Origin of the sequence: Gordonia sp. N1V, assembly GCF_029269935.1 — a bacterium.
In the GTDB taxonomy this organism is placed as follows: domain Bacteria; phylum Actinomycetota; class Actinomycetes; order Mycobacteriales; family Mycobacteriaceae; genus Gordonia; species Gordonia polyisoprenivorans.
Window position 1 is genome coordinate 23753 of the sequence record NZ_JARJDD010000034.1, and the last position, 20442, is coordinate 44194.

21 protein-coding genes are annotated in these 20442 nt (G+C 67.6%); 15 read left to right on the top strand and 6 right to left on the bottom strand.

The window, feature by feature from the left end; translation table 11 throughout:
• Positions 1 to 20: 20 nt before the first annotated feature.
• Positions 21 to 248: a ferredoxin family protein gene (locus P3L18_RS26645; RefSeq protein ID WP_014359156.1), complete on the bottom strand. Its 228-nt coding sequence runs from the start codon at positions 246 to 248 to the stop codon at positions 21 to 23.
• Between the two features lie 26 nt (positions 249 to 274).
• Complete coding sequence (locus P3L18_RS26650; protein WP_276115811.1) at positions 275 to 1036, bottom strand: GntR family transcriptional regulator; 762 nt, start codon at positions 1034 to 1036, stop codon at positions 275 to 277.
• A 359-nt stretch (positions 1037 to 1395) separates the two neighbouring features.
• Between P3L18_RS26650 and P3L18_RS26655 the strand changes: the two genes are divergently transcribed.
• The 4 genes from P3L18_RS26655 (at position 1396) to P3L18_RS26670 (ending at position 5357) form a co-directional block, all read left to right on the top strand.
• Positions 1396 to 2262, top strand: a complete 867-nt coding sequence (locus P3L18_RS26655; protein WP_276115812.1) for an ABC transporter permease subunit — start codon at positions 1396 to 1398, stop codon at positions 2260 to 2262.
• A 6-nt stretch (positions 2263 to 2268) separates the two neighbouring features.
• Positions 2269 to 3327, top strand: a complete 1059-nt coding sequence (locus P3L18_RS26660) for an ABC transporter substrate-binding protein (RefSeq protein WP_276115813.1) — start codon at positions 2269 to 2271, stop codon at positions 3325 to 3327.
• A complete protein-coding gene (locus P3L18_RS26665) occupies positions 3308 to 4159 on the top strand; it encodes an ABC transporter ATP-binding protein (protein WP_276115814.1) in 852 nt (283 codons plus the stop codon). The genes P3L18_RS26660 and P3L18_RS26665 overlap by 20 nt, the downstream gene beginning before the upstream one ends.
• Before the next feature lie 241 nt (positions 4160 to 4400).
• Positions 4401 to 5357: a TauD/TfdA family dioxygenase gene (locus P3L18_RS26670; protein WP_276115815.1), complete on the top strand. Its 957-nt coding sequence runs from the start codon at positions 4401 to 4403 to the stop codon at positions 5355 to 5357.
• Here the strand turns inward: P3L18_RS26670 and P3L18_RS26675 are convergent.
• Entirely contained in the window at positions 5354 to 5866 is a 513-nt protein-coding gene (locus P3L18_RS26675) for a hypothetical protein (RefSeq protein WP_094602410.1), read from the bottom strand. The genes P3L18_RS26670 and P3L18_RS26675 overlap by 4 nt on opposite strands.
• A gap of 245 nt (positions 5867 to 6111) precedes the next feature.
• On the opposite strand from P3L18_RS26675, the gene P3L18_RS26680 reads away from it, so the two are divergent.
• The 6 genes from P3L18_RS26680 (at position 6112) to P3L18_RS26705 (ending at position 13783) form a co-directional block, all read left to right on the top strand.
• Positions 6112 to 6519, top strand: coding sequence for a metalloregulator ArsR/SmtB family transcription factor (locus tag P3L18_RS26680; protein ID WP_276115824.1), 408 nt, complete (start codon positions 6112 to 6114; stop codon positions 6517 to 6519).
• Positions 6513 to 7007, top strand: a complete 495-nt coding sequence (locus tag P3L18_RS26685; protein WP_172398960.1) for an SRPBCC domain-containing protein — start codon at positions 6513 to 6515, stop codon at positions 7005 to 7007. Before P3L18_RS26680 ends, P3L18_RS26685 begins: the two co-directional genes overlap by 7 nt.
• On the top strand, positions 7004 to 7582 hold the full coding sequence (locus P3L18_RS26690; protein ID WP_006370987.1) for a TIGR03086 family metal-binding protein: 579 nt from the start codon (positions 7004 to 7006) through the stop codon (positions 7580 to 7582). The genes P3L18_RS26685 and P3L18_RS26690 overlap by 4 nt, the downstream gene beginning before the upstream one ends.
• Before the next feature lie 81 nt (positions 7583 to 7663).
• A complete protein-coding gene (locus P3L18_RS26695) occupies positions 7664 to 10030 on the top strand; it encodes a glycosyltransferase family 39 protein (RefSeq protein ID WP_276115816.1) in 2367 nt (788 codons plus the stop codon).
• 219 nt (positions 10031 to 10249) lie between these two features.
• Complete coding sequence (locus P3L18_RS26700) at positions 10250 to 11719, top strand: sigma 54-interacting transcriptional regulator (protein WP_276115825.1); 1470 nt, start codon at positions 10250 to 10252, stop codon at positions 11717 to 11719.
• Between the two features lie 78 nt (positions 11720 to 11797).
• Positions 11798 to 13783: a VWA domain-containing protein gene (locus P3L18_RS26705; RefSeq protein ID WP_276115817.1), complete on the top strand. Its 1986-nt coding sequence runs from the start codon at positions 11798 to 11800 to the stop codon at positions 13781 to 13783.
• Here P3L18_RS26705 and P3L18_RS26710 read toward each other — a convergent pair.
• A complete protein-coding gene (locus tag P3L18_RS26710; protein WP_276115818.1) occupies positions 13757 to 14323 on the bottom strand; it encodes a hypothetical protein in 567 nt (188 codons plus the stop codon). The two genes, P3L18_RS26705 and P3L18_RS26710, sit on opposite strands and share 27 nt — an antisense overlap.
• 104 nt (positions 14324 to 14427) lie before the next feature.
• On the opposite strand from P3L18_RS26710, the gene P3L18_RS26715 reads away from it, so the two are divergent.
• On the top strand, positions 14428 to 15090 hold the full coding sequence (locus P3L18_RS26715) for a DUF1707 domain-containing protein (protein ID WP_079931653.1): 663 nt from the start codon (positions 14428 to 14430) through the stop codon (positions 15088 to 15090).
• Between the two features lie 13 nt (positions 15091 to 15103).
• On the opposite strand, the gene P3L18_RS26720 is transcribed toward P3L18_RS26715, so the two are convergent.
• On the bottom strand, positions 15104 to 15739 hold the full coding sequence (locus tag P3L18_RS26720) for a TetR/AcrR family transcriptional regulator (protein ID WP_079931654.1): 636 nt from the start codon (positions 15737 to 15739) through the stop codon (positions 15104 to 15106).
• A gap of 85 nt (positions 15740 to 15824) precedes the next feature.
• Here P3L18_RS26720 and P3L18_RS26725 point away from each other — a divergent pair, with 85 nt between their 5' ends.
• Positions 15825 to 17324, top strand: coding sequence for an MFS transporter (locus tag P3L18_RS26725; RefSeq protein WP_276115820.1), 1500 nt, complete (start codon positions 15825 to 15827; stop codon positions 17322 to 17324).
• Positions 17325 to 17362: 38 nt separating this feature from the next.
• On the opposite strand, the gene P3L18_RS26730 is transcribed toward P3L18_RS26725, so the two are convergent.
• A complete protein-coding gene (locus P3L18_RS26730) occupies positions 17363 to 18295 on the bottom strand; it encodes an AEC family transporter (RefSeq protein ID WP_079931656.1) in 933 nt (310 codons plus the stop codon).
• A 136-nt stretch (positions 18296 to 18431) separates the two neighbouring features.
• On the opposite strand from P3L18_RS26730, the gene P3L18_RS26735 reads away from it, so the two are divergent.
• The 3 genes from P3L18_RS26735 (at position 18432) to P3L18_RS26745 (ending at position 20236) form a co-directional block, all read left to right on the top strand.
• Positions 18432 to 19112, top strand: a complete 681-nt coding sequence (locus P3L18_RS26735) for a DUF4190 domain-containing protein (RefSeq protein WP_079931657.1) — start codon at positions 18432 to 18434, stop codon at positions 19110 to 19112.
• 168 nt (positions 19113 to 19280) lie between these two features.
• The gene (rpmF, locus tag P3L18_RS26740; RefSeq protein ID WP_014359175.1) at positions 19281 to 19454 is read left to right on the top strand and encodes a 50S ribosomal protein L32; all 174 of its coding nucleotides are present in this window, start codon (positions 19281 to 19283) and stop codon (positions 19452 to 19454) included.
• Between the two features lie 101 nt (positions 19455 to 19555).
• Complete coding sequence (locus tag P3L18_RS26745) at positions 19556 to 20236, top strand: trimeric intracellular cation channel family protein (RefSeq protein ID WP_276115821.1); 681 nt, start codon at positions 19556 to 19558, stop codon at positions 20234 to 20236.
• The last annotated feature ends 206 nt before the right edge of the window (positions 20237 to 20442 follow it).

A 20442-nucleotide genomic window follows, 5' to 3' on the forward strand; every position in this document is an offset into this window, starting at 1 on the left:
CGGGCGAGTTCACGCGGCGCTCAGCGCAGCAGATACGGCATGTTGACGGTGACCGCCCCGGTGGGACACCGCACCGCGCACGGCCCGCAGTACCAGCATTCGTCGACGTGCATGTACGCCTTGCCCGAGTCGGGATTGATCGCGAGCGAGTCGAGGGGGCAGACCTCCACACACAGGGTGCAGCCCTCGATGCACAGGGACTCGTCGATGGTGACCGGCACATCGGCGCGGAAGGTGACCTGGCTCAAAGGAGTTGGGCTCATGGGGGTTGGGCTCATGGGAGTTGCTCGTTTCGGTAGGCGGTGCTGCGCAGAAAGATCCGGTCACTGCGCAGGCGGATGTATTCGAGATCGACGGGCCGGTCGTCGGCGGCGAGGTGGGTGAGTCGTTCGAGGAGAAGAAGCGAACTCCCCGAGGCGATTTCGAGATGTGCGGCCGAGTGGGGGTCGGCGTCGACGGCCTCGACGGTCATGTCGGCCCGGCCGAGCCGACCCCCGGCGACCTCCTCGAGCACGGTGAAGACATCCTGGGATTCGAGGTCGTGGTCGAGCACCGCGATCCCGAGATCGGGCACCAGGTAAGTGATGTCGAGGCTGATCGGCTCGTCGTCGAGGTATCGCAGACGCTCGATGTAGACGGCCTGGGCGTCGTCGAGACGCAGGCGGCGCGCGACGAGCCGCGGCGGATCGACGAGTGTCGCGATCTTGACGACGTTACGGACCGCGCCGTGTCGGCGGAAGGTCTCCTGCAGGCCCAGCAGGGCGTCGAGGCCGTGGTCGAGTTTGCGCGCTACGACGTGCGTTCCGACCCGAGGCGAACGCCGGATCAGTCCCTCGTCGGTGAGCACGGCCAGTGCCGCACGGATGGTGTTGCGGGAGACGTTGAACTCGTCGATCAGCGCGCGCTCGTCGAGCGCCTCACCGATGGCGCCGTCGTGAATCGCTCGCCGTAGGACGTCGGCGACGATGCGGGCGTTGTCGGCGCGGACGCGGCCGGTCGCGGCCGCGTGTGCGGAGAACGGGGGTTCGGACTGCATGAGTAGAGACGATAACCACAGTTCAGAGGGCTAGAAGCGTGCTGAGACGGGTCGTGGGCCGAGTCTTTCGAATCCGCCACCGCAATGGTCGCCGCGGGCTCGCTCACCAGCGCCGTCGGTGCCCCGAACCGTCATTGCGCCACCCTCGAGACCGTTGTGGGGTTGCAATCATCGCGCGCCGAATATCCGTCTCCGACGGGTTCGTCTGCTGTGCACTACGGCAATGTCGCACTTAAGAATCGACGCAACGAATCGAGGATTAGACCATTGGCGGTGATCTCTGGGCAACCCGATCGGCACTTCTCCTCAGCGTGAGGGAATCTCTCGCCCGGCACTCGGGCGGCGATTACACAATGCTGATGACCTTGTTCGTGGACATCACCCCGCAGGAGCAGGGCGGGGAACCCGGGACCGGGCGACGCGTCGGCCGATCTCGCTGGAAAGCGGTGGGGCTGCAGGTGGGACTGCCGCTGCTGTCGTTGGTCCTGTTCCTGGTGCTGTGGCAGGTTGCCGCGGTCAGCGGAGTGTGGAGCGAGGTCTTCGTTCCCCGGCTCGGCACCGTGTGGCACGCCTTCGTCGAGATGTCGACGACCCACGACGGTTCGATCGGATACGCGGGCTACTACTGGTGGGAGCACCTGTACATGACCCTGCGGCGAGTATTCGTCGGCGTGGTGGTCGGCGTCGGCGTCGGGGTCGCACTCGGGCTGGTGATGGGCTCGGTCCCGGTGATCCGGCGAGTACTCGAGCCGTGGCTGACCTTCTTGCGTGCCCTTCCGCCGTTGGCGTACTTCTTCCTGCTCGTCATCTGGCTGGGAATCGACGAGGCGCCCAAGATCACGCTGCTGGCATTGGCGGCCCTACCGCCCGCGGCGGTCGCCACGACAGCGGCCGTCGGGGCGGCACCGGTCGCACTCGTCGAGGCGGCTCGTGCGCTCGGAGCCTCCCGCCGTGACGTGTTGCGCGACGTCATCATCCCCGCGTCTCTGCCTGAGACCTTCACCGGCATACGGCTCTCGGTGGGCATTGCCTATTCGTCGGTGGTCGCCGCAGAACTGTTCAACGGCATCCCCGGCATCGGCGGTGTCGTCAAGGACGCAAGCAATTACAACAACACCCCCGTGGTGCTCGTCGGTATCGCTCTGATCGGGTTCTCCGGTCTGATCATCGACGGTGTCCTGCGGGTCATCGAGCACCGTGCGGTGCCCTGGCGTGGAAAGGCCTGACCTCACATGACAACCCATCGTCGACGACCGCTGCGCGCGGTACCGATCCTGCTCGCGACATTGGTCGCAGCCCTCCTGATGGTGACGGGCTGCTCGGTCGACCGCTCCGGTCAGGACTCCGGTAAACCCACCATTCGTATTGCCTACCAGTCATTCCCGAGTGGTGACCTGATCGTCAAGAACAATCGCTGGCTCGAGGACGCCCTGCCGGACTACAACATCAAGTGGACCAAGTTCGACTCCGGCGCCGACATCAACACCGCGTTCATCGCCAAGCAGATCGACTTCGGCGCCATCGGGTCCAGTCCGGTCGCACGCGGACTCTCGGCACCACTGAACATCCCGTATCAGGTGGCGTTCGTCCTCGACGTCGCCGGCGACAACGAGGCACTCGTGGCCCGCAACGGCACCGGCATCAACACCGTCGCCGATCTGCGCGGCAAACGGGTCGCCACGGCGTTCGCGTCGACGGCGCACTACAGCCTGCTCGCGGCGTTGGCGCAGGCCGGGGTGAACCCCGCCGACGTCGACATCATCGACCTGCAGCCGCAGGCGTCCCTGGCCGCGTGGCAGCGCGGCGACGTCGACGCCGTCTACACCTGGCTCCCCACGCTCGACGAACTCCGCAAGACCGGTAAGACTCTCATCGCCAGCCGACAACTGGCCACCGCCGGAAAGCCGACCCTCGACCTCGGTGTCGTGTCAACCCAATTCGCCAAGGACAACCCCTCGGTCGTCGACACCTGGCGCAAGGTGCAGGCCCGCGCCCTCGCGCTGATCCACGACGATCCGCAGGCGGCAGCGAAGGCTGTTGCGGCGCAACTGGGTACCACGCCCACCGACGCTGCCAACCAACTCAAGCAGGGAACCTTCCTGACCGCTTCCGAGCTGACCACACCGACCTGGTTGGGCGTCGACGGGCAGCCGGGCAATCTCGCCGAGAACCTGCACAGCGCAGCGGAATTCCTCGCCGCACAACAGCAGATCCCGACCGCTCCGCCGTTGTCGACCTTCCAGCAGGCCATCTACACGAAGGGGCTACCCGGTGTCCTCTCCGCGCAATGACGCCGTCGTCGAACACAGCGCTGCCGTGTCGGCTCCGGATTCGGAGTCGACGGCGGCGATCACGCTGAGCAAGGTGGTGCAGACCTATGGCAGCAAGGCCGACCGGGTCACGGCGGTGGGGCCGGTTGACCTGCGCGTCGATCCGGGCGAGTTCCTCGTTCTGGTCGGCGCCTCGGGGTGCGGCAAGTCCACCCTGCTGAGGTTGATCGCCGGATTCGAGACCCCGACCTCCGGCCGGGTCACGGTGGCCGGGGAGTCCCCGACGCCCGGGGTCGGCGCCGGGGTGGTGTTCCAACAACCGCGGCTGTTCCCGTGGCGCACGGTCGGTGGCAATGTCGACCTCGCGCTGCGTTACGCCGGAGTGCCGAAGGCGCAGCGCAGAACCCGACGCGACGAGCTGTTGCGCCGGGTCGGGCTGGGGGACACCGCAGATCGGCGGATCTGGGAGATCTCCGGAGGACAACAGCAGCGGGTCGCGATCGCCCGAGCACTGGCGGGCGAGTCCTCGTTGCTGTTGCTCGACGAGCCCTTCGCCGCCCTCGACGCGCTCACCCGCGAGACGTTGCAGGAGGACCTGCGATCGGTCAGCGCGGATCTGGGTCGCACCAATGTCTTTGTCACCCACAGCGCAGACGAGGCAGCCTTCCTCGGCTCGCGCATCGTGGTCCTGACAGCGCGGCCGGGCCGCGTCGCCCTCGACATCACCTCGCCGATCCCACGACACGGCGTCGGTCCCGCGGAGATCCGCGATTCACCGGAGTACACGGTGCTGCGCGCGCAGGTTGCCGCGGCGGTCAAGGAGGCAGCGGTATCCGGGGCGGCACAGGCATGACCGACCGGGGCGAGGCGATGCCGGATGTGATCGAGTGATGGACCCGTGCCGGTTGTACTCACCGTGCGGCAAACCCTGGGTGAACCCGCCGGCGGCGACTACACAGGTGACATGACCGGAACCGTCACCGCCCGCCTCGTCGGCCACTCGATGAGCTTCTCGGACGGTTCGCACCATGGTTCCCCGCCGGTGGTACTCGGACCCCGCATCTCAAACCACGATCCGAGTAGGAACTCCACCGATGACCCTCTCCACGTCCGGCCCCGCCACGCCTGAGCGCGCCCTTTCCACGCCCGCCCTTTCCACGCCCGTACTATCCACTCCCGCCCGGGCAGGTACCGTCGCCTCCGGCGTCGAATTCGACATCGACGAGTTCGGCCCCCATTTCGGGGCCGAGATCCGCGGTGTCGACGTCGCGTCGGCCACCGACGACGAGATTCGCGCCATCCGCGCCGCCCTCATCGAATACAAGGTGATCGTGCTGCGCGGTCAGGACCTCGACGATGCCGCACACATCGAATTCGGCAGGCGCCTCGGCGACCTCACCACCGGGCATCCCGTCTGGAACAGCGGCGACGTGCCCGCCGAGGTCTACTCGCTCGACAGCACCGACAACGGTTTCGCCGACGTCTGGCACACCGACGTCACCTTCATGCCGCGCCCGCCCATGGGATCGATCCTGCGCCCGGTGGTGTTGCCGCGCAACGGCGGTGACACCAACTGGGCCGACGCCGAGCTGGCCTACCGGTCCCTGTCGGAGCCGATCCGCGAACTCGTCGACAAGCTGTCGGCGGTCCACGACGGCAGCCGTGAGTTCGGCTACTACCTCAAGCAGCGGCGCGGCGGACGCGGAAACGTCTGGGACGGAAAGGAAGTCACCGACCTTCCGCCCGTGACCCATCCGGTGGTGCGCGTGCATCCCGAGACCGGGCGCAAGTCGTTGTTCGTCAACCCCGGCTTCACCTCACATATCGAGGGTGTCTCCGATGCCGAGAGCCGCGGCATCCTCGACCTGCTGTACGCGCACCTGACCAAGCCCGAACACATCGTCCGCCACCGGTGGCGCCTGGGTGATCTTGTCCTCTGGGACAATCGGAACACCCTGCACTATGCCAACCGTGACTATGGCGACAATCGCCGTGTGATGCACCGCATCACGCTGCGCGGAGACGAGCCGATCGGACCGCGACAGCCCTAGCCGCCGCTGGTCTGGATCGTTCCTTCGAACGCGAACGGCGTTGCGGCCGGCGCGCATCCGTGGAAGCTGCCGGTGGGCATCGGGCCGTTGACGCCGACCATCGACTGCCCTCCGTTGACGCCCTTGCGCACCGAGATCTGGATCGCGGCAGCATCTTTGACAGCTGCCGGGAGCCCGAAGGGGCGGATGTCGCTGATCGGATAGATCAGCGAGGCGGCGTTGCCGTCGACGCTGATGCAGGTCACCGGACCGCGAACCTGGATCGGGGTGGGATTCATGCCGTCGAGCAGGGTCGCGGTGTAGGTACCGGTGGTTGCGCCGGCGGTGCGCGATCCCTGGGCGTCGATCCGCAACACCCGAATCGTCGGGGTCAGATGCAGGTCGCCCTGGATCGACAACGACGCGGGCGCTGCCGGGGTGTCGGCGAGTGCGGGTGCGCCGACCGCGAGGGTTGCCGCCAACGCCATCGCCGATGCCAGCGGCACACGTGTTCTTGCTGTGGTCTTCATGATGATTCCCTCTCACTCCTTGGTGCGTCTCACCTCTGCCTCGGCGCCTGCTTCACCTCGTACCCCCTGGCCCCGACGGTGCGCCGGCGTTGCTGTGTGGACGCTGAAACCCGAGGTCGACGGCGTCGCGGCGCACGCAGCGGTGCCGAGACTCGGGCAAATATTCAACCGATGGGTTGACAACGACCGCGGGGGCGCGCACGCTCGTATTCAACCGAACGGTTGAGGATAAGGAATGGGTTCTGGTGTCCGACGAGTTGTCCAAGATCTTTGCGGCGCTGGCCGATCCGACCCGGCGCGACATGGTGGCCCGGCTCGCGGTGGGCGACGCGACGGTCAGCCAGCTCGCCGAACCCTATGACGTCAGCATCCAGGCGGTGTCCAAGCATCTGAAGGTGCTCGCCGACGCCGGGCTGGTGACCCGAACCCGTGAGGCACAGACGCGTCCGGTGCATTTGGAAGCAGAGGTGTTCGACCTCATGACCAAGTGGATCGAGCGGTACCGCCGACGTGCGGAGGAGCGCTATACGCGCCTCGACGCCGTGCTGGCGGAGATGAACGACGGTCCGGCGGCAACCGCCGGCGGCACCGAGAAAACCCGGAAAAGAAACCCGAAGAGAATCAACACCGGCACGAGAGGACAGGCATCATGACCACCAGCACCCGTTATCCCGAAGCCGCGATCGAGGCGGACCCGAAGGTCCCCGTCATCCGGATCACCCGCGACTTCCGTGGTACCCCCGCGCAATTGATGAAGGCGCACATCGATCCCGACCTCTTCGTGCGCTGGGTCGGCCCCGACGCGATCTCCAGCCGCATCATCGAGTGGGATGCTCGCGACGGTGGCAGTTGGCGGTACGTCTCCACCCACGACGGCCAGGAATTCGGTTTCCGCGGCTGCTTCCACACCGTCGCCGATGACAAGATCGTGCAGACCTTCACCTTCGAGGGGATGCCCGACCAGGTGTCGCTGGAGACCCTGTGGTTCGAGGATCTCGGCGACGGCCACACCCGGCTGCATGCCCAATCCCTGTGCGACAGCTTCGAAGCGCGCGATGGCTGGCTCGCCTCCGGCATGGAGGTCGGCGTGAACGAGGGCTATGCCGGCCTCGACCGCATGCTCGACGCCGGTGAGCTGTGAGCAGGGGACTCGCCGAACTCTCCGCCTCGGACCGCCACCGCGACGTGGCTGCGGGGTTCGCCGAACACGCTGCGGCGGTGGAGGACTGGGACGCGCCGACGCCGGTGGACGGGTGGGTGACCCGAGATGTGGTGGCGCACCTCGTCGACTGGTTTGCGGCGTTCCTGGCTGCCGGTGACGTCGAATTGCCCGCGGGCCCACAGGTCGCCGACGATCCCGCAGCGGCATGGGATGCCCGGCGGACGGCGGTACAGCAGCTCCTCGACGGCCCCGACGCGGAGGCGACCTTCACCCACCCGATGGTCGGGGAGTTGCGCCTGGCCGACGCGATCGACCGGTTCTACACCACCGACGTCTTTCTGCACACCTGGGATCTGGCCACCGCCGTCGGTCGGGATCCGCAGCTGGACACCGACTTCGCCGCCCAGGTCTATTCGGGCATGCAGGGCATCGAGGACATGCTCCGGTCTTCGGGACAGTACGGTCCGGCGATGCCGGTACCCGCCGACGCCGACCCCGTCACCCGGCTCGCGGGCTTCATCGGACGCGACCCGGCCTGGCGGCCAATCGGGTGAAACCGACACGGCATCCCCGGCGAATACGACATTCTCTCAACTCCCGCAAAGGAACCAGTTGCCTCACAGCAAGCTGACAGCTTGCCCACACCGGAAAGTCAGTGCGTCCGGCGCACGATCATCATCGTGACCGCAACCCAACCCGGTGTCGCTCCGTTCGACACCACTGCGAATGATGCTCCGAGCAGCCACCACCGAGGATCCGATCTGTCGGTTTCCGCGGATTCGACGCTGCCACCGGCCACCGCGCGCGACCGGCTGTGGCTGGCACTACTGCTCATCGCCACGGCCGTCCTCTACCTGTGGAACATCACGACCAACCAGTACGGCAACACCTTCTATGCCGGAGCGGCGTGGGCCGGGTCGCGCAACTGGGAGGCGCTGCTGTTCGGCTCGGTGGACCCGTCCAACTTCATCACCGTCGACAAGCCACCGGTGTCGCAGTGGGTGATGGGCTTGTCCGGCCAGATCTTCGGATTCTCCTCGGCGAGCATGCTGATCCCCGAAGCCCTCATGGGGGTGGCCGCCGTTGCGTTGATGTACGCGATGGTCACCCGCGTCGCCGGTCGGTCGGCCGGACTGATCGCCGGCCTCGCGCTCGCGATCACCCCGGTTGCGGCGATGATGTTCCGGTTCAACAACCCCGACGCCGCGATGGTGCTGCTGATGACCGCAGCGGCCTACTGCACCTTGCGCGCCACCGCGCGAGGATCGGCGCGGTGGCTCGCTTTGGCCGGTGTCGCACTGGGATTCGCGTTCCTGGCCAAGATGCTCGAAGGCCTGATGGTGCTGCCCGCGCTCGGTGTGGTCTACCTCGTCGCGGCCCCGCCGTCGTTCTGGCGGCGCATGTGGCATCTGGTGATAGCCGCTGTGGCACTGGTGCTCTCGGCGGGTTGGTATGTGGTGCTGACGCTGCTGTGGCCCGCATCGTCGCGGCCTTATCTTGCCGGCTCCACCGACAACAACTTCATGAACCTCGTCATCGGCTACAACGGACTCGAGCGTGTCGAAGGCCGAAGTGGTGGCGGTGGTGCCCATGGCAACCCGGCCAATGCGATGGCCGACTTCGCACGTGAGAACCCGCAACTGGCAGAGCGTTTCGGTGGCGGTGGCGGCGGCCGTGGCGGATTCGGCGGCGGAATGTTCGGTGCCCAGCCGGGGATCACGAGGTTGTTCACCGGGGAATTCGGTGCCGAGATCTCGTTCCTGTTGCCGACCGCGCTCATCGCACTGATCGTCGTCCTGGCGTTGCGTGGGCGTCGTCCCCGCACCGACCTCGTGCGCGCGGCAACCCTGCTGTTCGGTCTGTGGTTGCTCGTCGACGGACTGGTGCTGTCGTACATGAGCGGTATCGCGCACCCGTACTACTCGCTGGCGATCGCTCCGCCGATCGCCGGTCTCGTCGGTCTTGGTGTTCACCAAGCCTGGACTGCGCGTAATGCTTCGGTGAGCTGGCAGCGCTACACCGCCCGCTTCGGTCTGGCCGCGATGATCGCCGCGGGAGTCGTCTGGTCGTTTGTGCTCCTCGATCACGAGCCGAACTGGCAGCCCTGGCTGCGGTGGGTGGTACTCGTCGCGGGCATCGTCGCCGCCCTGCTCGTCGCATTGCCATCGACCTTCGGACGTCGGATCGCGCTGGCGGTGGGGGTGCTCGGCATGATCGGCATCTTCGCGGCGCCGGCGGCATATGCGATCACCGGCGACACGATGTCGCACACCGGCGGCAGCCCGTCGGTGCTGCCCGAACGCAGCACCGCAGGCGGGCACGGCGGATTCGGCGGCACGACGCGCTCCGGCCGCGGGGCTACCGGGTCCTCGGGCACCGGGGGGACGGGCACCGGGTCGTCGGGTAACCGTGCAGGCGGATTCGGTGGGTTCGGCGGATTCGGCGGTGGCGCCACGACCTTGCCCGCCCAACTTCAGGCCATGCTGCAGAACAGCCACGCACGGTGGGCCGCGGCGGTGTCGCGGACCAGTTCCGCGGCCGGGGTCGAACTCGCCGCACACGTGCCGGTGATGGGTGTCGGCGGGTTCTCCAACGACCCGGCGCCGAGCCTGGCGCAATTCCAGAAGTACGTCGCCGACAAGGACATCGGCTACTACCTCGCCCCGGAGACCTCGTCGCAGAACGGCAGCGCCAATGCGGAGCTGATGAGCGCAATCACCAAAGCCTTCGGCAACACCGGTTTCGGCGGCGGACGGTCCTCGGTGACCACACAGATCCAGCAGTGGGTGGAGGCCAACTTCCACGGCACCGCGATCGGCAACTACACGGTGTACGACCTAACCGTGGCGCCGTCACCACAACCCGCGTCGACGACGGCGACTCCGGCGAGCACGACCACCGGGGCCACCACCACCGGGTCGGCGACTCCCGGCTCGACCGCCCCGACCGCCGGCTTCGGCGGCCACCGCACCGGCCGGCACCACACCGTCGCCACCGGGTAGCCGGACCTCGCCGACAGCGCTCTTTCCGCCGCCCACAGCGCCCGTCCCGCCGCCGACAGCGCTCTTCCCACCGCCGACAGCGCTCGCTGAAGCGCTGTCGGCGTGGTGGCGAGCGCTGTGGGCGGGCTGGCGAGCGCTGTGGGCGGGCTGGCGAGCGCTGTCGGCGAAAGCAGGGGCGCCGTCGGCGAACCGGGCGCGACCGCGGCTCTCCGGCGTACCGTGGACGAGGTGGCAGAAGACTTCACATCCGGGGATTTCACGACCGACGCCCCGACCGGCGGTTCAACGACCACCGAAACCCGTCATCCCTCTCCTCGCACCCTTGGTGAACTGCGCGCAAGCGGTCATGTGCAGCGCAGCATCCGCGACGAGATCCGCAACAACCTGCTGACCGCGCTGCGCGAGGGCAGCGATCCGTGGCCGGGCATCGTCGGATTCGAGGCGACGGTCATCCCGCAACTCGAACGTGCGCTGCTCGCCGGACACGACGTCGTCATGCTCGGCGAACGCGGCCAGGGCAAGACCCGCATCCTGCGGACCCTCGTGGGCCTGCTCGACGAGTGGACGCCCGTGATCGCCGGCTCCGAACTCGGTGAGCATCCCTACGAGCCGATCACCCCGGCATCGATCCGCAAGGCCGCCAACCTCCTCGACGACCTGCCCATCGAATGGCGCCATTGCAACGAGCGCTACAGCGAGAAGCTCGCCACCCCGGACACCTCGGTGGCCGATCTCGTCGGCGACATCGACCCGATGAAGGTCGCCGAAGGGCGCAGCCTCGGTGACCCGGAGACCATCCACTTCGGGCTCATCCCGCGCGCACACCGTGGCATCGTCGCCATCAACGAGCTCCCCGACCTGGCCGAACGCATCCAGGTCTCGATGCTCAACGTGATGGAGGAACGCGACATCCAGGTCCGCGGCTACACGCTGCGCCTGCCGCTGGACGTGCTCGTGATGGCCAGCGCCAACCCCGAGGACTACACCAACCGCGGGCGCATCATCACCCCGCTCAAGGACCGCTTCGGCGCCGAGATCCGCACGCACTACCCGATCGAACTCGACGACGAGGTCGCCGTCATCGAGCAGGAGGCCGACCTCACCGCCACGGTGCCGACCTTCATCACCGAGATCCTCGCGCGGTTCACCCGCTACGCCCGCGACCACCCGTCGATCGATCAGCGATCGGGTGTGTCGGCGCGGTTCTCGATTGCCGGCGCCGAGACCGTTGCCGCGGCGGCGTTGCATCGCGCGGCCGTCACCGGCGAAGAGGTGCCGGTGGCGCGCGTCGTCGATCTGGAATCGGTGATCGAGGTGCTGCGCGGCAAGATCGAGTTCGAGTCCGGCGAAGAGGGACGTGAACTCGAGATCCTCGAGCACCTGATGCGCAAGTCCGTCGCCGACACGGTGCGCGCGCATCTCGGCGGCATCGACATGGCGCCGCTGGTGTCGGCATTGGAGGCCGGTGAGCTCGTGGTCACCGGTGACCGGGTGCCCGCCGCGGACTTCCTCGGCTCCCTGCCGTCACCGGAGACCACCGCGCCGGTGATCGATGAGATCGCCGAACGACTTGAGGCCGGCTCAGATGGGGAGCGGGCCAGCGCCGTCGAACTCGCCCTGGAGGGGCTGTTCCTGGCGCGACGCATCGGCAAAGAGGCCGACGAGTCGGGGCAGACGATCTACGGCTGATCACCCGCCGATCCACGCATTCCTGCGATCCACGGCCGGGCACCGTCCCGGCGGATTCGACGAACTCCGGAGAAACCCATGGTGCAGAAGAACTTTCACCGATCCCGGTATCAGCGCTACACCGGTGGGCCGGATCCGTTGGCGCCGCCGGTGGATCTGCGGGAGGCGCTGAGCGAGATCGGCGACGATGTGATGGCCGGCGTCAGCCCACAGCGGGCGCTGCAGGAGTTCCTGCGACGCGGGTCGCAGGACATGCGGGGTCTGGACAAGCTGCGCGAGCAAGTGAACCGGCGGCGTCAGGAGCTGCTCAAGAAGCGCAACCTCGACGGCACCTTCACCGAGATCCGTGAACTCCTCGACCGGGCGGTGCTCAACGAGCGCAAACAACTCGCCCGCGACCTCGACGACGACGCACGGTTCGCCGAGATGCAGATCGGCAGTCTCCCGGCCTCCACGGCGCAGGCTGTCGAGGAACTCTCCGACTACCAGTGGCGCAGCCCCGAGGCGCAGCAGGACTACGACAAGATCAAGGACCTCCTCGGCCGCGAACTGCTCGATCAGCGTTTCGCCGGGATGAAGGAGGCGCTCGAGGGCGCCACCGACGCCGACCGGCAGCGGGTGTCGGAGATGCTCTCCGACCTCAACGACCTCCTCAACGCCCACAACCGCGGTGAGGACACGTCGCAGGCGTTCGACGAGTTCATGGACAAACACGGCGAGTACTTTCCCGAGAACCCGCGTAACACCGAGGAACTCATCGATTCGTTGGCGCAGCGGGCTGCCGCGGCCCAGCAGTTCTACAACTCGCTGACGCCTGAGCAGCGGGCCGAACTCGATCAGCTCGCGCAGCAGGCATTCGGGTCGCCGGATCTGATGAGTCAACTCGCGCAAATGGATTCGGCGCTGCGGCAGGCCCGGCCGGGGCTTGACTGGGACAACGCCCAGGAGTTCTCCGGCGATCAGCAGATGGGCCTGGGGGAGGGGGCCGCTGCACTGCGCGACATCTCCGAACTCGAGGCGCTCTCCGAGCAACTGTCCCAGCAGTACGCCGGTGCGCAGATGGACGACATCGACATCGACGCGCTGGAACGGCAACTCGGTGAGCAGGCCGGGGTCGACGCCCGCACCCTGCAGGAACTGGAGAAGGCGCTGCGCGAGGAGGGCTTCTTCGACCGCACCGCCGACGGCCGACTCCGACTGAGCCCCAAGGCGATGCGTCAACTCGGGCAGGCGATCTTCCGGGACATCGCCGACCAGATGGGGGCCCGCGGCGACCGGCAGACCCGCAACAGCGGGCTGCTCGGCGAGCCGACCGGCTCGACCCGCGAATGGGCCTACGGCGACACCGACCCCTGGGATGTCTCGCGCACCGTCGCCAACGCCGTGTTGCGCACTGCCGCAGAGGGGCATCCGACCAGCGACCTGCGTCCGGGTGTGCGGATCGACGTGCGCGACGTGGAGGTCGCCGAGACCGAGGCCCGCACCCAGGCCGCGGTGGTGCTGCTCGTCGACACCTCGTTCTCCATGGAGATGGAGGGTCGCTGGACTCCGATGAAGCGCACGGCGATTGCGCTCAATCACCTCATCTCGACCCGATTCCGCAGCGACGAACTGCATCTCATCGCGTTCGGTCGCTACGCCCGGTCGATCGACATCGCCGAACTGACGGGATTGCAACCGCGTATGGAGCAGGGCACCAACCTGCACCACGCGCTGCTGCTGGCCGGTCGGCATCTGCGTCGGTTCCCCAATGCGCAACCGGTGGTGCTCGTCGTCACCGACGGTGAACCGACCGCGCACCTCGATCCGAGTGGTGAGCCGTTCTTCTTCTATCCGCCGCATCCGCAGACCATCGCATTGACCGTCCGCGAGCTCGACCACGTTGCCCGCCTCGGCGCGCAGGTCACGTTCTTCCGGCTCGGCGAGGATCCCGGGTTGGCGCACTTCATGGATCAGATCGCCCGCCGCATCGGGGGCCGGGTCATCGCCCCCGACGTCGACGGTCTCGGCGCGGCGGTCGTCGGCGACTACCTGCGCTCACGCCGGGGGCCACGGCGGGGCTGACGAGGGAGCAGGCGGTGCCGGCGGGGGTGTGCGCCGCCGTCCGATCAGCCACAGGACGAGACCGGTGATCGCGACGGCCAGACCGAAGCCGCCGCCGAAGACCGCGAGCAGGATGCCGCCGATGCCGGAGAACAGTCCGCCCACCGACACCGGCGGGGCCCCGACGACGTAGGAGTCGCCGCAATCGAGTGCGTACACACCGCCGCTGGTGATCGAGTACTGGGCGAAGGACCGCACGGTGGTGTTCCGGTAGGTGAACGAGTACGTCGAATTCGACTGTCGTCGTTGGGCTCCCGGGCCGTTGACCGCGCACGACGGGAAGGCGTCCTCGGACGCGTCGGACTGTGTTCCCGGCGCGTAGAGCACCAGGGTGTCGCCGGCGTCGAGGTGATGTGTCGCCGACCCTCGGATCTCGAATGCCCGCGCCGAGGTGTCGGAAACCTTCGACAGCCCGATCACCGCGATCGGAATGCCCGCGCCCAGGCTGACGACCACCGCGATCATGCCGAGCCACATCAAGACCTTGCCCACTCGCCGCATGGCCCGATCGTGCCAGACCGCGAGCACTCCGGTGGCGATCTCAGGGTCGGATCTCAGGGTGTTCACCAATGTCGGGGCCGGCTGGACCGGCCTAGTCTGAACGGGTGAGCACTGCAGAGGACCCGACCTACGACGACGACCGTCGATCGCGGATGCGCGCCGCCGACGCCGATCGTGAACTGGTGCACGAGATCTTGTCGGCGGCGATGGAGCAGGGGAGCCTGACCCCCGCCGAGTACGAGGAGCGAGCGGGAAAAGCGGTGATGGCCAAGACCTTCGGTGAGCTCGATGCTCTCACCGACGATCTGCCGGTCACCCAGCTCGGGGTGGCGCTACCGGAGCCCGACGCGCCGTATCCCTCGACGGTGACCACCGGAAGCGGCCGCGAACCGATCCGCAGCCGTCTGGCGATCATGTCGGGCAGCGAGCTCAAGGGGCAGGCGGCCGTCGCCGATCAGCTCTCGGCCACCGCGATCATGGGTGGCGTGGAGATCGACCTGCGGGAGGTCGAGTTCACCGCACCGCATCTGACGATCGAGTGCGTCGCCATCATGGGCGGCATCGACATCACCGTGCCGCCGGATGTGGCCGTGGAGGTCGGCGGCGGCGCCATCATGGGCGGATTCAGCAACAAGGCGTCGGGGCCGGGTGCGCCGGGCGCACCCACCATCCACGTCACCGGCTTCGCACTGATGGGTGGGGTGGACGTGAAACGCAAAGAGCGCGGCGAGAAGCCGCGCAGGCCCTGGCAGTGCGGCGGGCACTGAGGCGAACGCTGCGTCAGCCCACCCGCCCGTAGATCATCCGGCTGATCGTCTGTGTGAGAGCGTCGAGGGCGTGCGCATCACGCGCGTCATCGGGGTCGCCCTGTGCGAGTTCGGCGAGCCGCCCGTCACGCACGATGGCGACCAGGGTGGCGAGTTCGGCGGCGGCCGGCCCGTCCGGGGCGAGGTCGGCGGCGCGGTCGCGCTCGATCTTGGCGGCGAGCCTGGCCACGAAGCGTTCCCTCGCGCGGCCGAGGAATTCTTGTAGCGGCGGATAGTCGGACTGTCCCGATTGTGCCGCGCACGCGAGGATCGGACCGTTGTCGCGCCAGATCGCGGCGACCGCCGCCAGCTGGGCGCGCAGGCCGTCGAGGTCGGGGCCGTCGGAGTCGAACCACTCATGGGTGCTGGTGAATTCGTTCCAGGTCTGTTCCATCAGTGTGGCCAGGACGGCCTGCTTAGACGGGAAATAGAAATAGAAGCTCGTGCGGGAGATCCCGGCCGCCGAGGCGATCTCATCGATGGTGACCTGGCCGATCGGCCGGTGCGACAGCAGCCGCCGGGTGGCGGCGAGGATCTGCTCCTCGCGTCGGTCGCCCTTGGTCGGGGCGCCGCGCCGACGCCCCGCAGCCTCGGTCTTGGCGGAACTCATGGGTTCATCGTAGGGAACGGCACATAATCGACGTCACGTCGAACAGAATCGACACACTGTCGATTTCTGTTCTATGGTGGTCGGCATGTCTTCTTCGACCACCCGGCGTCCGGTGTCCCCGGCGCTCGTGATCGTCGCCGCTGCGGCGTCGGTCCTGTTGCTCTCGATGATCCAGACCCTCGCGGTGCCCGCACTGCCGCAGATCGGCGAGCAACTCGACGTCTCGCTGACGACGGTGGGCTGGGTGACCACCGCGACGATGCTCGCCGCGTCGGCGTTCACCCCGCTGTTGGGTCGCCTCGGAGACGTCTACGGTCACAAACGCGTGATCCTGGCCGCGCTGGCATTGACGCTCGCCGGCAGTCTCGTTGCCGCGCTTGCCGATTCGATCGACGTGCTCATCGTCGGACGAGTCCTGCAGGGTGCGAGCTTCGGCTTGTTCCCGCTGGCGATCAGCGTGCTGCGCGAAGAACTCCCGCGTGAGCGACTCACCGCCGCCATGGCAATCACCGCCTCGGCGCTCGGCGTGGGCAGCGGACTGGCCCTCGTGGCGACCGGGCTGCTCACCCGCGACGACGCCGACTATCGCCGGATCTTCTGGCTGTGTGTGGCGATGACCGTCGTGGTGATCGGTCTGATGCTCGCCGCCGTCCCGAACCGTGCCGGATCGGGTGGACGTGTCGATTACGCAGGTGCGCTGGTGCTGGCGATCGGACTGGTGTGTCTGCTGTTGCCGACCTCGCAGGGCCACGACTGGGGGTGGGGATCGGCGCGGGTGATCGGTCTCTACGTCGCCGCCGTCGTCGTCCTCGTCGGATTCTGGGTCCTGCAATCGCGCCGGGCGATGCCACTGGTGTCGGTGGATCTGCTCAAGCACCGCGCTGTGCTCGCGACCAACACCGCGTCACTGTGCGTCGGGTTCGCGATGTTCAGCGTGTTCCTCGGCGCCACCTACTTCGTGCAAACCCCGGAACTGTTGGCGGGCTACGGGTTCGGCGCCTCGGTCCTGCGGACCAGCGTCGTGTTCATGCTGCCCGCGGCGATCGTGTCCATCCTCGTCGGACCCATCGCCGGACTGCTCGTCGCCCGCCGCGGGCCGCGGGTGGTGCTGCTCGGCGCGGCCCTCGTGGGGGTCGTCGGCATGATGATGCTCACCGTGCTGCACGACAACACCGGAGAGATGATCGGCGGCCTGATCGTCGCGAATGTGGCTGTGGCAGCGGCATATGCGGCCATGCCGGCGCTGCTCGTGGCCAACGTGGAGCCACAGGAGACCGGGATCGCCAACTCCATCAACTCGATCATGCGGACCGTCGGCGGCGCGGTCGGCAGTGCCGTCATCATCACCGTGCTCGCCGCCGAGGTGGCGGTGCACTCGGTGCACGGTGTGTCGGTGGCGTTGCCCACCGAGAACGCCTACCGGGTGGCGTTTCTGCTGGGTGCCGGGGCGTTCGCGCTCGCCGCGGCGTTGGCGGCCTTCGCCATTCCGCGCGGCGGACACCCGATGAGCGCCCATCAGCGCGAGGAGGAGATCGCCGTCGGCGCCGCCGGAGAGTTCTCGACGGCATCGGTGTCACTCGACTGATCGGTGTCACTCGACTGATTGGGGCGAAACCCCGACGATCAGGCCAGGAGCCACGCGATGATCGCGATCGCCGGGATCGACGCGAGTGTGGTGATCAACGCCGTGTCGCGGGCGAGTACCTGACCTCGCCGGTATCGGGTGGCGTAGACCAGGACGTTCTGCGCGGTGGGCAGAGCGGCGATCACGGTCTGCGCGAACAGTTTGTGGCCCTGCTCGCCGAAGCCCCAGCGCGCGATCGCGTAGACGAGGACCGGCATCGCGATGGTCTTCAGCACGGTCGCGAGCACGATGTCGCGTCGCGGGCTCTGCCCCTTCTTGAACACCGTCACCCCGGTCAGCGACAGACCGAAGGCGAGAAGGGCTCCCGGCACCGAGGCATTGCCCAGCATCTTCAACGGTTCCAGGATCGCCTGTGGTGGGGTCCATCCGATCGCGGAGAGGACTACCCCGAGCACGCCGCCGATGACGATCGGGTTGGTCAGCGGCAACACGACCGCATCACGAAACGGGTGACCGGTCCCGCGTTCCAACGCGGTCAGATCCAGTGCGGTCAACGCGATCGGCGAGTAGATGAGGATCTGGAACAGCAGCAGCGGCGCGATGAACGACGCGTCGTCGAGCACGAAGATCGCAATCGGCACACCGAGATTGACGCTGTTGACATACGACGACGACAGTGCGCCGATGACCAGATCGGGAGTCGGTCTGCGTAACAACACCTTTGCGACGACGAAGTACAGCAGCCCGATGATCAGCGCACTGCCGCCGGCGATGACCAGGGTCGAGGAGAACACTACCGACAGGTCGGTGGTCACCAGCGAATAGAACAGCAGCGCCGGGGTGGCGACGAAGAAGACCAGCCGGGAGAGCACCTCATGGGCATGGTCACCCAGCAGTCCGGTCCGGCCGAGCAGGAATCCGACGCCGACCATGATGAAGATCGCGGTGAAACCGGAGACGACGCCTGACACCCGGTCGAGTGTATTGCCGCGTCAGCGGTACCGATCGAACGGATGAGTCGCCGGCTTCGGTGTGCGGTGGTGGCCGACCGGTTCGCTATTCTGATCGGCATCACGCCTCCGGGCGGCCGATCAGGAAGGTCGAAGCATGTCCACACCGCAGGATGACCGCGGGCACTCACCGGACTCCGGCGCATCGCCGGATGACGAGACGACGATCCATCACCCCAAGATCGACTTCAGCAAGCCGACCACACCGTCCGACGACGCGTCGCAGTGGCAGTCGACCCAGCTGAACCCCACGCCCCCGACACCGTCGCAGGGTGCGGGGCTGCCGCCGTTGCAGCCGCCGGCGTCGTCGGCGTCGTCGACTCCGCCCGCCTACGGCGCACCGTCGTATCCGGCGTCCGGGACGCCCGGCTACGGTCAGCCCGGTCAGGCTGCGCCGGGCTACGGCCAGCCGGCCTACGGACAGCCCTCCTACGGGCAACCTGGCTATGGACAACCCGGTTACGGGCAGCAGCCGGGGTATGGGCAACCGGGATACGGGCAGCCCTACGTCGGTGTGCCGGCCAAGCGCACGAACCCGATGGCCATCGCGGCGCTCGTCGTGTCGCTCGTCGGCTGTGGGTGCCTGAGCTGGCTCGGGATCGTGTTCGGGGTCATCGCCCGAAACCAGATCAGGGACTCGCAAGGCACCGAGGAAGGCGAAGGATTGGCACTCGCCGGGATCATCATCGGTGCCGCGGCGCTCGTGATCTTCCTCGTCTACATCGTCATCAACATACTGATCGGCGGTTTCGCGGCGTTGTCGTCGAGTTCGTCGTGACGGCCGCTGGTCGGGGCTGACGGCGCGTTTTGGATCCGCGACCACCCGCCGGGTAGTCTGGTGGGGTTGCGTGTCGCGCCTAACTGCCGCGGACGCGCTGACCAGGAGCAATCATCCCCCGTACTCGGTGCGGATGAATGGCGAGACCACGTAGAGAAGGGCACGATCATGGCTGTACCGAAGCGCCGGATGTCGCGGGCGAACACCCGCAGCCGTCGTTCGCAGTGGAAGGCGGACAACCCCGCACTGCAAGAGGTCAAGGTGAACGGCGTCGCGCAGCGCATCCCGCGCCGCCTCGTCAAGGCCGCGCAGGCCGGCATCATCGATCTCGATCGCCGCTGAGCGAACCTTTGACCGGATAGCCGGTCCACAACGTACCGACCGCCCCGGGAGTTTCTCGGGGCGGTCGTCGTTGTGAGGGGCGGTCGCCGTGAGGAGTACCCGTGTTGCTGCAGATTCTCACCATTGCCGGCATCGCCGTGTTCGCCGCGTCGGGCGCGGTGCTCGGTGTGCGCAAGGACTTCGACCTCTGGGGCATCCTCACCGTCGCGATCCTCACCGGTGTCGGTGGCGGCATCCTGCGTGATCTGCTCCTCGGGGTCACCCCGCCCACGTCTCTGCAGACCTGGCCGCCGGTCGCGACGGCGGCCATCGCCGGTGTCGTCGTCTTCTTCTTCCATCCGGCCTTCACCGAATTGCGTCGCACGATCCTGGTGCTTGATGCTTTCGGTATGGGACTGTTCGCCACGACCGGTGCGAGCGTCGCCGTCGGCTTGCACGCGAGTGCGTTGGCCTCGGTGCTCGTCGGGATGCTGACCGCCATCGGTGGCGGTGTGATCCGCGATGTTCTGGTCAACGAGGTGCCGCTGCTGTTGCAGCCGGCCGATCTCTACGCGGTGCCCGCCCTCGTCGGTGCCGGTGTGTACGTCGCCGGACACGCCATGTTCCCCTCGGCGCACGGGGTGTTGCTGGTGGCCGGGGCCGCGATGGCCACGACCCTGCGTCTGTGCGGACTCGCGTTCCGATGGCGCCTGCCCGTCGCCCCGCGTCGGACCACCGTGTGGCCGACCCTGCGACTACCGCGGCGCCGGACCGGGAAGCAGTCGGGCGAAGTCGATTCGTAGGCGGGCGCCCTTTCCGGTGGTCGAGGTGTGACGAGCCGCCAGGCGAGGAGCCTCGAGGCCTCTTGTGTCGGGGCTGGTTTCGGGTTCCGGCGTTTGTGTGCGGTGGTCTCGAGACGCTCCGGCTCGCTCCGCTCGCGCGGGGCTCCTCGAGCAGCGGGGGAATATGGTTTCCACCGAATCGGGCTGAAAACGGCGATTTTTGGGGT

What these genes read in the sequence shown, in the direction of transcription:
- P3L18_RS26650 (WP_276115811.1), bottom strand. Translation starts at nt 1,036, where the DNA reads ATGCAGTCCGAACCCCCGTTCTCCGCACACGCGGCCGCGACCGGCCGC.
- P3L18_RS26655 (WP_276115812.1), top strand. Translation starts at nt 1,396, where the DNA reads ATGACCTTGTTCGTGGACATCACCCCGCAGGAGCAGGGCGGGGAACCC.
- P3L18_RS26660 (WP_276115813.1), top strand. Translation starts at nt 2,269, where the DNA reads ATGACAACCCATCGTCGACGACCGCTGCGCGCGGTACCGATCCTGCTC.
- P3L18_RS26670 (WP_276115815.1), top strand. Translation starts at nt 4,401, where the DNA reads ATGACCCTCTCCACGTCCGGCCCCGCCACGCCTGAGCGCGCCCTTTCC.
- P3L18_RS26675 (WP_094602410.1), bottom strand. Translation starts at nt 5,866, where the DNA reads ATGAAGACCACAGCAAGAACACGTGTGCCGCTGGCATCGGCGATGGCG.
- P3L18_RS26705 (WP_276115817.1), top strand. Translation starts at nt 11,798, where the DNA reads ATGGTGCAGAAGAACTTTCACCGATCCCGGTATCAGCGCTACACCGGT.
- P3L18_RS26710 (WP_276115818.1), bottom strand. Translation starts at nt 14,323, where the DNA reads ATGCGGCGAGTGGGCAAGGTCTTGATGTGGCTCGGCATGATCGCGGTG.
- P3L18_RS26720 (WP_079931654.1), bottom strand. Translation starts at nt 15,739, where the DNA reads ATGAGTTCCGCCAAGACCGAGGCTGCGGGGCGTCGGCGCGGCGCCCCG.
- P3L18_RS26725 (WP_276115820.1), top strand. Translation starts at nt 15,825, where the DNA reads ATGTCTTCTTCGACCACCCGGCGTCCGGTGTCCCCGGCGCTCGTGATC.
- P3L18_RS26735 (WP_079931657.1), top strand. Translation starts at nt 18,432, where the DNA reads ATGTCCACACCGCAGGATGACCGCGGGCACTCACCGGACTCCGGCGCA.
- rpmF (WP_014359175.1), top strand. Translation starts at nt 19,281, where the DNA reads ATGGCTGTACCGAAGCGCCGGATGTCGCGGGCGAACACCCGCAGCCGT.